This window comes from Shewanella sp. K8 (assembly GCF_028823715.1).
Lineage (GTDB): Bacteria > Pseudomonadota > Gammaproteobacteria > Enterobacterales > Shewanellaceae > Shewanella > Shewanella algae.
Genome location: NZ_JAPEHY010000001.1, coordinates 110,062 through 122,798 on the forward strand (window position 1 = coordinate 110,062; position 12,737 = coordinate 122,798).

General features: G+C 55.1%; 15 protein-coding genes. All 15 read left to right on the forward strand.

Features of this window, described 5'->3' with window-relative positions:
* Nucleotides 1–11: 11 nt before the first annotated feature.
* Nucleotides 12–1,133, forward strand: coding sequence for a flagellar basal body P-ring protein FlgI (locus tag ON072_RS00495; RefSeq protein ID WP_025009141.1), 1,122 nt, complete (start codon nt 12–14; stop codon nt 1,131–1,133).
* A complete protein-coding gene (locus tag ON072_RS00500; protein WP_208160267.1) occupies nt 1,133–1,531 on the forward strand; it encodes a rod-binding protein in 399 nt (132 codons plus the stop codon). The genes ON072_RS00495 and ON072_RS00500 overlap by 1 nt, the downstream gene beginning before the upstream one ends.
* Nucleotides 1,528–2,898, forward strand: a complete 1,371-nt coding sequence (flgK, locus tag ON072_RS00505) for a flagellar hook-associated protein FlgK (RefSeq protein WP_096142182.1) — start codon at nt 1,528–1,530, stop codon at nt 2,896–2,898. The genes ON072_RS00500 and flgK overlap by 4 nt, the downstream gene beginning before the upstream one ends.
* Before the next feature lie 10 nt (nt 2,899–2,908).
* Entirely contained in the window at nt 2,909–3,826 is a 918-nt protein-coding gene (gene flgL / locus ON072_RS00510) for a flagellar hook-associated protein FlgL (protein WP_071237319.1), read from the forward strand.
* A gap of 49 nt (nt 3,827–3,875) precedes the next feature.
* Nucleotides 3,876–4,856, forward strand: a complete 981-nt coding sequence (locus tag ON072_RS00515; protein ID WP_274625899.1) for a hypothetical protein — start codon at nt 3,876–3,878, stop codon at nt 4,854–4,856.
* A gap of 101 nt (nt 4,857–4,957) precedes the next feature.
* Nucleotides 4,958–5,740 carry a flagellin N-terminal helical domain-containing protein gene (locus ON072_RS00520; protein WP_274625900.1) on the forward strand — a complete coding sequence of 261 codons (783 nt, stop codon included), beginning with the start codon at nt 4,958–4,960 and terminating at the stop codon, nt 5,738–5,740.
* Nucleotides 5,741–5,984: 244 nt separating this feature from the next.
* The gene (gene fliD, locus ON072_RS00525; protein ID WP_071237320.1) at nt 5,985–7,322 is read left to right on the forward strand and encodes a flagellar filament capping protein FliD; all 1,338 of its coding nucleotides are present in this window, start codon (nt 5,985–5,987) and stop codon (nt 7,320–7,322) included.
* An 11-nt stretch (nt 7,323–7,333) separates the two neighbouring features.
* Nucleotides 7,334–7,714: a flagellar export chaperone FliS gene (gene fliS, locus ON072_RS00530; protein WP_025009148.1), complete on the forward strand. Its 381-nt coding sequence runs from the start codon at nt 7,334–7,336 to the stop codon at nt 7,712–7,714.
* Entirely contained in the window at nt 7,707–8,048 is a 342-nt protein-coding gene (locus ON072_RS00535; RefSeq protein ID WP_274625901.1) for a hypothetical protein, read from the forward strand. Before fliS ends, ON072_RS00535 begins: the two co-directional genes overlap by 8 nt.
* Entirely contained in the window at nt 8,045–9,277 is a 1,233-nt protein-coding gene (locus ON072_RS00540; protein ID WP_274625902.1) for a flagellar hook-length control protein FliK, read from the forward strand. The genes ON072_RS00535 and ON072_RS00540 overlap by 4 nt, the downstream gene beginning before the upstream one ends.
* A 21-nt stretch (nt 9,278–9,298) precedes the next feature.
* On the forward strand, nt 9,299–9,736 hold the full coding sequence (locus ON072_RS00545; RefSeq protein ID WP_037474831.1) for a flagellar basal body-associated FliL family protein: 438 nt from the start codon (nt 9,299–9,301) through the stop codon (nt 9,734–9,736).
* Nucleotides 9,737–9,758: 22 nt separating this feature from the next.
* Nucleotides 9,759–10,469 (forward strand): RNA polymerase sigma factor FliA, encoded by a 711-nt coding sequence (locus ON072_RS00550; RefSeq protein WP_044736031.1) that lies wholly within the window; start codon nt 9,759–9,761, stop codon nt 10,467–10,469.
* 15 nt (nt 10,470–10,484) lie between these two features.
* Nucleotides 10,485–11,342 (forward strand): flagellar motor stator protein MotA, encoded by an 858-nt coding sequence (motA, locus tag ON072_RS00555; protein ID WP_025009154.1) that lies wholly within the window; start codon nt 10,485–10,487, stop codon nt 11,340–11,342.
* A complete protein-coding gene (locus tag ON072_RS00560; protein ID WP_025009155.1) occupies nt 11,342–12,310 on the forward strand; it encodes a flagellar motor protein MotB in 969 nt (322 codons plus the stop codon). Before motA ends, ON072_RS00560 begins: the two co-directional genes overlap by 1 nt.
* Nucleotides 12,310–12,732 (forward strand): hypothetical protein, encoded by a 423-nt coding sequence (locus ON072_RS00565; protein ID WP_052658225.1) that lies wholly within the window; start codon nt 12,310–12,312, stop codon nt 12,730–12,732. Before ON072_RS00560 ends, ON072_RS00565 begins: the two co-directional genes overlap by 1 nt.
* The last annotated feature ends 5 nt before the right edge of the window (nt 12,733–12,737 follow it).

Here is a 12,737-nt window from a genome sequence, read left to right on the forward strand (position 1 = left end):
CAGGAATGAAGATGACAAGACTGCTTTTAGCTCTGCTGTTGCTGGGGCTTACCATGCCGGGCCAGGTGTTGGCCGAGAAGAGTCGCCATCTGCTGGATATGGTAGATGTGCAGGGAATTCGCGAAAACCAACTGGTGGGCTATGGCCTGGTGGTGGGTCTCGATGGGACAGGTGACAAGAACCAGGTGAAGTTTACCGGCCAGTCGGTGGTGAACATGCTGAAACAGTTTGGGGTGCAGATTGATGGCAGCATGGATCCCAAGCTGAAAAACGTTGCCGCCGTGGCCGTGGTTGCCAATGTGGCGGCGCTGGCAAGCCCGGGGCAGACTCTGGATGTGACCGTCTCCTCCATAGGGGATGCCAAGAGCCTCAGGGGCGGCACTCTGTTGATGACGCCTTTGCGGGCGGTCGACGGTGAAATCTATGCCGTCGCCCAAGGGAATCTGGTGGTGGGCGGCGTGTCGGCCCAGGGCCGCAACGGCACCTCCATGACCATCAATGTGCCCACTGTCGGCAGTATTCCTGGGGGCGCCTTGCTCGAGGCTGTCATTCCCAGCTCTTTTGCCAGTAATCCGCAGGTGATACTCAACCTCAAGCAGGCTGGCTTTCGCAGTGCCCGCAATATTGAGAAGGCGATCAACGCCGTGTTTGGCCCGGATGTCGCCAAGGCCGAGAGCCATGCTCGGGTGAGCGTCAGGGCGCCGCAATCCGAGCGGGAGCGGGTAATGTTTATGTCTATGCTGGAAGACATCATGGTCGAGCCCGGCCGCATTCCTCCCAAGGTGGTGTTCAACGCCCGCACAGGGACTGTGGTGATGGGCGGTGATGTGGTGGTGCGCAAGGCCGCCGTCAGCCACGGCAACCTGACAGTGACCATTACAGAGAAGCAGCAGGTGAGCCAGCCCAATCCGGGGATTTTTGGCGATGCCGCCGGTCAAACCGTGGTGACCAACGACTCGGATGTGGATATTCAACAGGAAGACGGACGTATGTTTGTCTGGCCAGAGGGCAGCTCTTTGAATGATATCGTACGTGCCGTCAATAGCATGGGAGCCTCTCCCATGGATCTGATGGCTATCTTGCAGGCACTGGAAGAAGCCGGTGCCCTGGAAGCTGATCTGGTGGTGATCTGATGAAAGTAACCCAAACTCCGGGGCTGCTGGGGCGGCTCGATTCGGGCGAGCTGATTAAGGCGCATGGCGAAAAGGGCGCCCTGAAGCAGGTCAGCCAGCAGTTTGAAGCCATGTTTTTGCAGACTGTGCTGAAACAGATGCGTACCGCCAGCGATGCCATTGCCGATGAAGATAATCTGCTGTCATCCAGCAACGATGGCCTGTATCGGGATTGGTATGATTCCGAGCTGGCACTGAGGTTGTCGCAGATGCAATCGACCGGGCTTGCGGATGTTATGAGTCGACAATTGGGGGCAAAACTTCAGTTTAGTGCCGAACCGGTCGCTTCTTCTGAGAAGACGACCATGGCAATGCAACCTGCACTCCTGGTTCCGCCAGTTCACAAGGAGACTGAATGAATCTGCTCAATAACGCCATGTCCGGGCTGAATGCCAGCATGGCGGCCTTACAAGTCATGTCCAACAATACCAGCAACGCTATGGTGCCTGGCTATTCCCGCCAGCAGGTGTTGCTCAGCTCAGTCGGTGGCGGCGCCTATGGCGCCGGTAATGGCGTCAGTGTTGATGGGGTGCGGCGGATTTCGGATCAGTATCAGGTGATGCAACTGTGGCGTACCGGCAGTGATGTGGGCTTCGCCGGTGTTAAACAGAGCTATGCCGGCCAGCTGGAACAGCTGATGGCCGCCGACAGCAACAACCTTTCTACCGGCTTGGATCATCTGTTTGCCGCCATGAATGCGGCCATGGAAAAGCCCAATGACCCGGCGCTCAGACAGGCGGTGCTCAATGAAGCCAACGGCGTGGCGCAGCGTTTCAACTCGATAGCCTCAGGGCTGGACAGTCAAGAGCAACAAATCGTCGGCCAGACCCAGGCCAGCATCAAAGAGATCAATACTCTGCTGGAGAAGATAGCTCGCTTGAATGAAGATATCGCTGCCGACGGGGCCGCCAAGGTGCCTTCGGCCTCGCTATTGGATAACCGGGATGCCGCAATAGCTGAATTATCTTCACTCATGGATATCCGGGTAGTAATGGATGACAAAGGTCTGGCCAATATCTCGCTCTCTCAGGGGCAGCCGCTGCTGAGTGGTATTGTTCCGGCAACACTCAAGGGCGTGACAGATCCGGCAAATCCCAAGCAAATCAATTTAGAGCTCAGTTTTGGCCAGTCTCAGTTTAAGTTACAGGAGACGGGCGGTCAGCTGGGGGCTCTGCTCAACTACCGGGATACCAACCTGAAACAGAGTCGGGCTTTCCTGGATGAACTGGCAACCCAGTTGGCACAACAGATGAATGATATTCAGGCTAAAGGCACAGATCTGGCCGGCAATAAGGCGACTCAAGCCATTTGGCACTTGGATGCTTCCAACCCGGCAGGCAGTCTGCGGCTCAATCAGGGCCTGAACTCCGGCGATCTGGCCTTCGGCCTGGATGGCACTCCGGGGGATAACAGCAATCTCAAGGCCTTTGTGGCCTTGGCCAATCAGGAGCTGGACTTTGCCTCCATGGGCAGTCGAGCCACCCTGGGTAATGCCTATGCCAGTAAGGTGGGTGAGCTGGGCAGTATTTCCCGGCAAGCGCAGCAAGAGAGCAAGACAGCGCTGGCACTACAGAAAGAAGCACAGAGCCAATGGGCCAGCACCAGTGGCATCAATTTGGACGAGGAAGGGGTCAACCTGATCGTTTATCAACAGTCATACCAGGCCAATGCCAGGGTGATAGCCACGGCCGATAGGCTGTTCCAGTCCCTGCTGGACAGTATTTAAGGAGTCCTGAATGCGGGTAGCCATGTTTAATATGTACAGTGCCAACTTGCACTCAATGCAACAGACACTGAGTCAACTGGGGCAACTGGATCAACAGCTGTCCAGTGGCAAGGCCTTGCTGCGTCCTTCCGATGACCCCATAGGCAAGGTAAAAGTGCTCAACTGCGAGCGGGACCTGGCCAAGACTTCACAGTACATAAGCAATATCGACAGCCTGTCGACCAGTCTCGGACGGGTGGAAACTTATCTCGATAGCCTGGTGCAGGCGCAGACCCGGATGCGGGAAATTGTCATTTCCGCCAACAGTGGTCAACTGTCGGCTGCCGACCAACAGGGTTATGCCGATGAACTATCGGCCCTGATGGACACCTGTGTCGATATCCTCAACGCCAGGGATGCCGACGGCAACTATCTGTTTTCCGGCAACCTTAGCCGTACTCCGGCGGTAGCACAGGACAGCAGTGGTCGCTATCAGTTTCAAGGGGATGCCCAGCATCGTCAGGTGCAGATAGCTGCCGACTCCTGGGTCGATGCCAACGTCACGGCGCAGGAGTTCTGGTTCGGTAACGGTAGCCAGGATCTGCTCAATCAAGCCGCCGAGTATGTCGAAGTGCTGCGGGATCCGGCCAAGGCTCCCGGTGATGCCGATTTTGAGGCCGTGGCAGGCGCCATGATGCAGTCTCTGGATGAGACTCTCTCCAGTATAGGCGCGGCGATTACAGACATAGGTGGCAAACAGAACCGCCTGAGTCTTGGCAAGAGCAGTCATCAGGAGATGGCACTGTTCACCAAGGAAGTGATAGGCGAAACCGAGGCGCTGGACTATCCGGCGGCAACCTCAGAGTTTCAAATGAAGCTGACGGCCTTGCGGGTGTCGCAGCAGAGTTTTGTCAAAATCAGCCAACTGACGCTGTTCAACCAGCTTTAATCAGGATTGGGGAGACGCCTAACTTGTTCCAAGACTGTCATAGGGTGCCATGATCCATTCGGTTACCGATGCCCTGCAACTGGCCGGGCAGATAAGACCCATCAGCCAGAGTGCCCCCCTGCTCGATATGACAGTGGTCAACAGCACTCAGGAGAGTTGGCGCGAGCTGCTGCCTTATCGGCAAGTGGCGTTCGAGCGCTGGGAGCGGGCCACCCGGCTGCAACATAACATCAGTGCCATGCAGCTGGTGGATGCAGGTTTTGAAGAGGTGCAGCGGATCCTTGAGAGGATGCGGCCCTTGCTGCTTATCAAGCCTTCTGCCGAACAGTTTGAGCGACTGTTGTCGCTGCAAAAGCAGTTGCAGCAGTTGCAGCCCAGTTATCTGCAGTACCCCTTGTGGGATCCCATGTTCAACATCATCTATCCCAGACGCAGAGCCTTGCGGCGGCGCTTTCGACTTAAGGCGGTTTCCCTGCTGGAGCCCAAACACAGGGAAGAAAGCCTGCAACTGCTGCTGCCGGGTGCCGATGGGCCACAGAGCCTGTCGTTGCAACTGCCGGCCAATACCGACCCGAGCCGTTTGGCACAGTTAATCAACGAGCAGCTGGCGCCTTTGGGTATCTCACTCAATGTCGAAAACCAACAGGCTGTGTTTGAATGCGACGACCAACTGTGGCAACAGCTGCAGGGTAATCTCAGTCTCAGTGGCCAGGGTATGCGCCTGCCGGCCGGTGAGATGCACAATATCAGGCTGGAAGAACTGCTGGACTGGCGCGATCCCAGAGAATGGCGTTTCGACAGCCCGGAGATGTTGCGTCAGACCCGGGCCAAGCTGGAGCGTACTGCGCGGCGGATAGAACACTGGCGTCAGGATTGGCAGGTACAGAAACAGCAAGTCACCAGCAATTTATCGCAGCAACTAGGGGAAATTTCTCTGCCACCTGTGGATGCTTGCTTCGGCTCGCAACTGGAGGCGTTGCTGGCTCAGGCCAACATCGGCCGAGGTCACGCCGAGGATCTGCTCAAATAATTTGGTCTTTTTAAAGTTTTTTTCAATCAGGCTTTCAGTTTGGTTTTTTCGGGTCGCTTTGTTGTTAATGACACAAATACACTCTTCGGGAGAAACAAACCATGTTGTCTGTACATACTAACTATGCCTCTCTGGTTGCCCAGAACTCCGTAAACAAAAACAACGGCCTGTTGTCTACCGCCATGGAGCGCCTGTCTACTGGTATGCGCATCAATGGTGCTGATGATGACGCCGCAGGTCTGCAAATTGCCAACCGTCTGAACGCCAACGTTGTTGGTATGAGCACTGCCAGCCGTAACATCTCTGACGGCGTCTCTATGCTGCAAACAGCCGACGGTGCCCTGAGTGAACTGAGCTCTATCGCCAACCGTATGAAAGAGCTGGCAACCCAACACGCCAACGGTGTGAACTCAGCCGATGACAAAGCCGCTCTGGCCGCAGAATTTGATGCACTGACAGCTGAAGCTACCCGTATCAAGGACAGCACTGAATATGCCGGTGAAAAACTTTTCACCAAACTGGGTACAGGTGTTGCCATGCAGATTGGTGCCAGCAAGGCTGAAACCATGACAGTGACTCTGGCTACCCAACCTGATGTAACCAAAGCCAAGATTGACGATCTGGATACCATCAATACCTTCATCGGTGAAATCGGTACCAACCGTTCTACTCTGGGTGCCAACATCAACCGTCTGGGCCACACTGCCTCTAACCTGGCCAACGTGACCGAAAACACCAAGGCTGCTGCCGGTCGCATCATGGACGCTGACTTCGCCAACGAATCAGCTGCCATGACCAAGAACCAACTGCTGGTTCAAGCCGGTACCAACGTACTGTCCCGTGCCAACCAGAACACTGGTCTGGTTATGGGTCTGCTGGGCTAAGCAAACATTTTGTTCCAAGCGCCGTCAGTCAAGATGGCGCTTTTTTTTAAGCTCGACAAAGAAACGGCGGAAGAGCTGATTCCTGTTTGAGGCCTTCCGAGGAAGAGACTGTACCAAGCTACAGTAGTCACTCTTAAGTAACTTTCAAATTTTACAAAGGGTTAGCTTTGCCGTTTGAATGGCATACCTCTTGCTATCCCCGAATATTCCAAGGACACGAGTCTGTGTCTATGAGGAGTTGAAAATGATTTCCGGAATGAGTGGTGCCCAATTCGCGCAGCAGCTGATCAGTGCCGAGAGGGCCGGTAAAGACAATCTCTATCAAAGCAGCAAAACGGGCTACCAGAAACAGTTGGATGCCTACACCTTGCTGGATAAGGGGCTCGATCGTCTTAACAGCAAGCTGACAACCCTTGGGACCGATGCCTTCAAGGGCAATATCGCCGAGGTCACAGATGAAAACATCTATGTCAGCAGCTCGGCCAAGGCGCCGCAGGGGAATTTTCAGCTGTCGGTAGAGCAGTTGGCTCAGGCACACCAACTGGTCAAGCCCTTTGCATCGGAAGATGCCACTCTGCCGGCATCCGGGGTTATTCAGATCAGCATGGGTGGCAAGAGCATGAGTGTGGATCTGGCCATGGTTAACAGCGGTGGCAGCGTTTCTGTCAGTGAGCTGCGGGATATGATCAACCAGCATCCCAATAACCCGGGCGTGCAGGCTAGCCTGGTACGCACCGGCGGCCAGGTGCAGCTGATGCTGACCTCGAAGGAAACCGGCAAGGCCAACAGTATTAGTATCAGTCTGGATGGTGCTGACTGGGGCATGGTCGAGACTCAGGCCGCTCAGGATGCCAAGGCTACGCTCAATGGCATGAGTATCACCTCGGCCAGCAACATGCTGACTCAGGTTGTGGACGGGGTGGATATCGAACTGCGTAAGGTTCATGAAGCCGGTGACAGCAGCAATATCAGTATCAAGGCGGATCAAGAGGCCGGCAAAGAGGCAGTTAAAGCCTATGTGGATACAGTCAATGAACTGCTGCGGCAGATAAGTCAATTGACTCGAGGCCTGGGGGTTGATGCCCTGGATGACTCGAAAGACAAGGACGACAAGGATAGCAAGAGCAGCAAGATAGATGAGAGTCAGCTGGGGATCCTCAAGGGTGATACCAGCCTGAGAACCCTGCAACAAAGGCTGCGTGAGCTGAGTTTCCAGGCTGCTCCCAATGGTTTGACTCTGGCCGACGCCGGTATCGAACTGACCCGTAATGGTGAGCTAAAGCTGGATGAGAAAAAGCTGGAAAACGCCCTGAAGACCCAACCGCAGGCGATCAGTGATCTCTTCGGAGCCAAGGGCGGCATGGTCGATAAGGTTCAGGAGATCACTAAACCTTATACCCGTTTCGATGGCTATATGGATATGAAGAAGAACAACCTGAAACGCCAGTTGGACCGGGTCGAAGACAATATGGAACGCCATAACCGTATGATGGAACAGCGTTATCAGATCTATCTGAAGCAGTTCACCGCGATGGAAACCACCATCAATGAGTTGAACAGCGCCAGTGGATTGTTTTACTGAGGAATTATTCGATGTTTTATGAGCAGGATCCTTTCAGCGGCTACCGTCAGGCCAGCTTGGATGCCCGGGCCGCGGCGGCCAACCCCCATGAGATGGTGCGTATGTTGCTGGATGGCTTGTTGGATGAACTGGCCAGAGCCTCGGGGCATATGGAACGCAAGGCGTTTGAGGCCAAGGGCCAGAGTATCAACAAGTGTTTGAATGTGATCCATGGGCTTGATGTGTTGTTGGACATTGAAAACGGCGGCGAAGTAGCAACCAACCTCAACCGTCTCTATGACTATTGCAGTCGTCAACTGGTTAGCGCCAGTGTCGAAAATAACCCAGAGGCACTGCAGCCTGTGGTGCAGGTTATTCAACAGATTAGGGAAGGTTGGGCCCAACTTGAGTGAGTCTGTGATAGCCCGCTGGCAAGCCTTGGGACAACGCCTGCAACAGCAGGCTGAGGCCGAAGACTGGCAGGGAGTATGCCGGGTCAACCGGCAGATGATCCAGTTGCTCAGGCAGCAGGGAAAGCCCCGTTCTCAGGCTGAGTTACAGGCGCGCAAACAGTTGGAGTTTTGTCACTCGCAAGTGATGCAACAGCTGCAAACCAAGAGTGAATCGCTACAGCGGCAGATGCAGCAACTGCTGGCACAACAAGAGGGCATGTCCGCCTATCAACTGACCCAACTCAGCCAACCCGAGTTTCAAGAGGGAAACATGAGTAAAGGAGACCTGTATTGAGTATTGCGCTGATCCCGGCGCTGGCTGAAACGCCGGCGAAAAAAGTGCCCTTGTCCGCTCACCCGGACAGCAGTGGCAGAAAGGACTCTTATCGGCAGGAAGAACAGTCTCTTTCTCAGGCCGCGACTCAGCCGGCCAACTCCACAGCTTCCGGTATGAATGCCAAAGCGCAGGGTGCTCAAGAGAAGGGCTCTCAGGTAAAGACTACTCAAGGGCAAAGCAGCACAGTAGAGGATAGGGAATCAGGGACAGAGTCGGCAGGCGAGATGCAGGCCAATACTGTGGTGGCGCAGGAACTCTTGCCGCCTTTGATGCAGCCAACTGCAATCCAAGTGACCACTCCGCCAGGAGCACCCTTGGCGCAATTGCAGGGCCAAGGTCATGATGAAAATACAGTGCCACCTTTGGGCGGCATCACGGCGCAGGGCATTGTGGGCACGCAGCAAACCAATCTGTCACTGGCAGGCATCAGCCAACCTGTGGCAGCGAACCCGCTCAATGGTGAGGGCAGAGGTGCGGGTGATATGCGGGGACAAAGCCTGCAATTGGCCGCCGCCTTCCCTCAAGCGGCTACTCAAGTTTCGAGTGCGGCAACTGAGGCCAAAGGCACGTCTTTTCTGCCCGTTGGCACCATGGCGCAGACCGCCATGCCGTCGCAACAGCTAACGGTCAATGCCGCGGCGCAGCTGGCGGCCTGGCATGCAGATCCTTCCAGCAAGCCTGTGGCTGAGCTTGGTCTGCAGCCGGAGGTTGCCGCATTGACAAGCGAGCGCCCGGGCGTGAGCCAGTGGGGCCCCTTGCCTCTGAGCGCTCAGGGAACTCAGGTGCAGCATGCCAGAGAGCTGTTGCTGCCACTCAGAGATCAACTGCGTTTTCAGATAGATCAACGCATTCAAACCGCCGAGCTGCAATTAACCCCGCCCGAGCTTGGACGGATAGAACTGAACATTCGCCTCGACGGTGACCGGCTGCATATTCAGATGCATGCGGCCAACAACCATGTGCGCGATGCTCTGCTCAGCGGCCTGGAACGCCTGCGCAGTGAACTGGCCATGGAACACAAAGGCAATATTTCCCTGGATGTAGCCACCGACAGCGAGCGACGCCAACCTGAGCAGGATGCCAGAGAAGGGTATGCCGGCGCGATCGCTTCATCCCGGGTGGACGAAACCAAAGGTGACACAGAAGCCGAGCGCAGACGCGATAGGCAACTGAACCTACTTGCCTGATGATAGAGATGAAAGATTGATATGAAACGAAATTTACTCATAGTTGCGTTACTTATTCTGGCCACTGGAGGCGGTTTTTTCATCGGCCATCAGCCGCCCGCATGGTTGGGGAAATGGTTATCGGCGGAAGAAGAAGTGCAACCACAGGCCAGTTTTTACCCGCTGGATAAGATGATTATTTCGGTACCGGGTGATGAATATCCCCACTACCTGTTGCTCGAGCTGGCGCTCAAGTCCCGCAGTGACAATGCGGCCCAGGAGATCAAGGCGGCCGACCCACTTATTCGCAACACCATGATGCGAATGTTCAGCAGCAAGTCTTTCAACGTGCTGAATCAACCGCAGAATCTGGAAACGCTGCAACTGGAGGCCAGAGAATCCCTGATCAAGGTGCTGACCAAAGATCAATTTACTCTGGATATTGAAGAAGTCCTGTTCACCCGTATGGTCATCCAGTAAAGGAGGCGCCTTGGACAGTGAGATGACAGCCTATGATTTGGGTTATCAGGCGTATGGCAATGAGCGGCAATCCGAGCAGGCGTTGTTACATCAGTATCTGCCCTTGGTAAAACGCACAGTTTGTTCCCTCAAGAGTCATTGTGGCCCGCTTATCGGCCAGGAGGACATGGAGCAGATAGCTCTGATGGCCCTGCTGGAGGCTGCCCGGCGCTATCCGGGTGAATATGATGCCGGCTTTATCTCCTTTGCCGGCCAGAGGATCCGTGGCGCCATTCTCGATGAACTGCGGCGCCTGGATTGGCGGCCACGCTCGGTGCGCCAGCAGGCACACTCATTCAACGATGTGGTCAGGCAGTTGACCCGGGAGTTGGGCCGTTACCCGAAAGACAGTGAAGTCACTGCAAGAATGGGCCTGACCCAGGAAGAGTACCGGGATTACCTGCATGCAACCCTGGCAGAATCCATGACCAGTTTGGATGAGATGCTGGGAGAGGGGTTGTCACTGGGCGGTCAGGACAAGGAAATTGTCGATTTTGAACGCAATCAGCTGTTAATTGCGGCAATCAAGCAACTGAGCAACAGAGAACAGGTAATTCTGTCGCTTTATTATCAGCATGAACTCAATCTCAGAGAGATTGCAGCCACCCTGGGGTTAACCGAAACCCGGATATGTCAATTACACAAGGTTGCCGTGCGCCAGTTACAGGCGATTTATCGGCAGGCTCAACTCTGATTTGGAAGCCTGATAATGAGTAAGTTTGTTGGTTTAATGGTGATTTTGGTGTGTGTCTTCGGCGGCTATGCCTGGGCCGGCGGCAACCTGCTGGCCTTGTGGCAACCGGCAGAAATCCTGATCATCCTAGGTGCCGGCATCGGCTCTTTGCTTATTGCCAACCCCCGCGCTGTGCTGGTGGAGCTGTGGCAGCAGTTGCGCCAGATCGCCAGACAGGATACTCCTGAGCCGGAACTCTACCCTCAGCTGTTTGGCCTGATGAACATGCTGATGGCGCAGATCCAATCCCAGGGGATGAAGGTGCTGGATGCCCATATCGAAAATCCGGACGAGAGTTCGTTGTTTTTGATGTATCCGGTGGTGCTTGAACACCCTCAGTTGCTGCAGTTTTTGGTTGATAACCTGCGCCTACAGTCGATAGGTAAAATCTCTCCCCACGATCTGGAAATGATACTCGAGGAAGAGATCCACAGAATCGAAGAAGACAGCCTGCGTCCCTCGCTGGCACTGGGACGAATCGCCGAAGCCATGCCGGGATTCGGTATTCTGGCGGCAGTGATGGGGATCATCATTACCATGTCCAACATTGATGGCCCCATCAGCCTGATCGGGGTCAAGGTAGCGGCTGCTTTGGTGGGCACCTTTATTGGGATTTTCGCCTGTTATTGCTTGCTCGAGCCGTTGTCAAAGGCGCTGGAACATCAAGTGGATCGGCAGATCAGTCAGCTCAAGTGTATTGCCGCCATGCTGACGACGTTCGCCAAGGGCAAACCGCCGATACAGGCGATTGATGCCGGCCGCAAACAGATCCAGACCGAGAGCCGCCCCAGCTTTGTGGAATTGGAACAGATACTGACAGAACAGAGAAGTTAATGGCACCAAGACAGGAAACTATCATTGTCCGTCGTGCTCGGGCGGGCAAACAACACGGTGCCCATGGTGGTGCCTGGAAGGTCGCCTTTGCCGATTTTACCCTGGCAATGATGGCGCTGTTTTTGGTGCTGTGGATCATGCAGGTGGCGGATCAGAAAGAGCGGGAAACCGTGGTTAAGTATTTGAATGGTGAGTTGTATCCCTCCGGCGATATCAACCCTTTCGATCTGCGTAACATCCCCTCGCTCATCGATCTGCAAGGGCAACCCAGTGTGCAGCAACCTGTGGTTCCTACCCCGGCCAGTGGTGATGAGATGCGTGGCCCTGCGCTGCGCACCCATGTACCAGAAGGCAAGTGGCAGCCCAAGGCCGGTATGGGGCCCAAACTGAATGCCATTATCCCAGGCGAGTTCGCCACTCAGGTGCAACTGGAAGTGTTGGCGCGGCAGATCCAGCGGGTCGTTGACCAGGCGGGTATGGGTAAAAACGTACAGTTGGACGCAGTGCCTCAGGGAATAAGGATCCGCATTCACGACAACAATGAACAGTCAATGTTCAAAGTGGGCCAGGCGCAGATGCGGCCCTATTTTGAAGATCTGCTGTTGGCCTTGGCGCCTGTTTTGCAACAGGTGAAAAACCAACTGATCATCTCTGGCCATACCGACTCGCTGCCCTATGTCGGTCGCAGCTATACCAATTGGGAGTTGTCCAGTGAAAGGGCGCTGATCGCCAGGCAAACCATAGAGTTTGGTGGCGTGCGTCAGGGGCAGATCCTTCAGGTTAACGGTATGGCCGACCGGGTACCCTTTATCGATAATGAGCCTTTTAACCCGGCCAATCGCAGAGTGGAGATACTGATCCTCACCAAGGAAGCCTCCGAGCAGATCCAGAGCCTGGCAGGAGGAAAGGCACTCTTTGAGGCCAATGAGGCGGCCCGCTTTAATCAGCCAAGGGACAGGTACCAGTGATGACGGACAATAGCAGTGACGAGGCGCAGCGACGCGAGCATTTGCGTATCAGCCTGAGGCTGGGTAATGACGCCGACTTCCTGCTCGACTGTGATGGCATGACGGTGCAACTGGGACACTGGCACTGGTGGCGCCCCGGCAAGCTGGGGCTTGGAAATATCAAAGATATCAGCCGCGGCGGGGTTGGTTTGATCTCCGCCTGCCGTTTGCATCAGGGCATGAAACTGAAATTGCTGCTGAACGATGACCTGATGTTACCCATCAGCATTACCCATGGCCGACAGTTGTACGGTCCACTGTGGTTTTACGGCGGCCGTTACCTGGAGCTGTCGACAGAAGATCTGTACCGGGCACTGCGTTTGGTACAGCAGCACAGGCGCAAACTGCGGCAGGGCCGGCGCCAGCCTGTTCTCGAGCCCTGACTTAG

Excerpts from the sequence above, each read along its gene's own strand:
- ON072_RS00495 (WP_025009141.1), top strand. The coding sequence starts at position 12 with ATGACAAGACTGCTTTTAGCTCTGCTGTTGCTGGGGCTTACCATGCCG.
- ON072_RS00500 (WP_208160267.1), top strand. The coding sequence starts at position 1,133 with ATGAAAGTAACCCAAACTCCGGGGCTGCTGGGGCGGCTCGATTCGGGC.
- flgK (WP_096142182.1), top strand. The coding sequence starts at position 1,528 with ATGAATCTGCTCAATAACGCCATGTCCGGGCTGAATGCCAGCATGGCG.
- flgL (WP_071237319.1), top strand. The coding sequence starts at position 2,909 with ATGCGGGTAGCCATGTTTAATATGTACAGTGCCAACTTGCACTCAATG.
- ON072_RS00515 (WP_274625899.1), top strand. The coding sequence starts at position 3,876 with ATGATCCATTCGGTTACCGATGCCCTGCAACTGGCCGGGCAGATAAGA.
- ON072_RS00520 (WP_274625900.1), top strand. The coding sequence starts at position 4,958 with ATGTTGTCTGTACATACTAACTATGCCTCTCTGGTTGCCCAGAACTCC.
- fliD (WP_071237320.1), top strand. The coding sequence starts at position 5,985 with ATGATTTCCGGAATGAGTGGTGCCCAATTCGCGCAGCAGCTGATCAGT.
- fliS (WP_025009148.1), top strand. The coding sequence starts at position 7,334 with ATGTTTTATGAGCAGGATCCTTTCAGCGGCTACCGTCAGGCCAGCTTG.
- ON072_RS00545 (WP_037474831.1), top strand. The coding sequence starts at position 9,299 with ATGAAACGAAATTTACTCATAGTTGCGTTACTTATTCTGGCCACTGGA.
- ON072_RS00550 (WP_044736031.1), top strand. The coding sequence starts at position 9,759 with ATGACAGCCTATGATTTGGGTTATCAGGCGTATGGCAATGAGCGGCAA.
- motA (WP_025009154.1), top strand. The coding sequence starts at position 10,485 with ATGAGTAAGTTTGTTGGTTTAATGGTGATTTTGGTGTGTGTCTTCGGC.
- ON072_RS00560 (WP_025009155.1), top strand. The coding sequence starts at position 11,342 with ATGGCACCAAGACAGGAAACTATCATTGTCCGTCGTGCTCGGGCGGGC.
- ON072_RS00565 (WP_052658225.1), top strand. The coding sequence starts at position 12,310 with ATGACGGACAATAGCAGTGACGAGGCGCAGCGACGCGAGCATTTGCGT.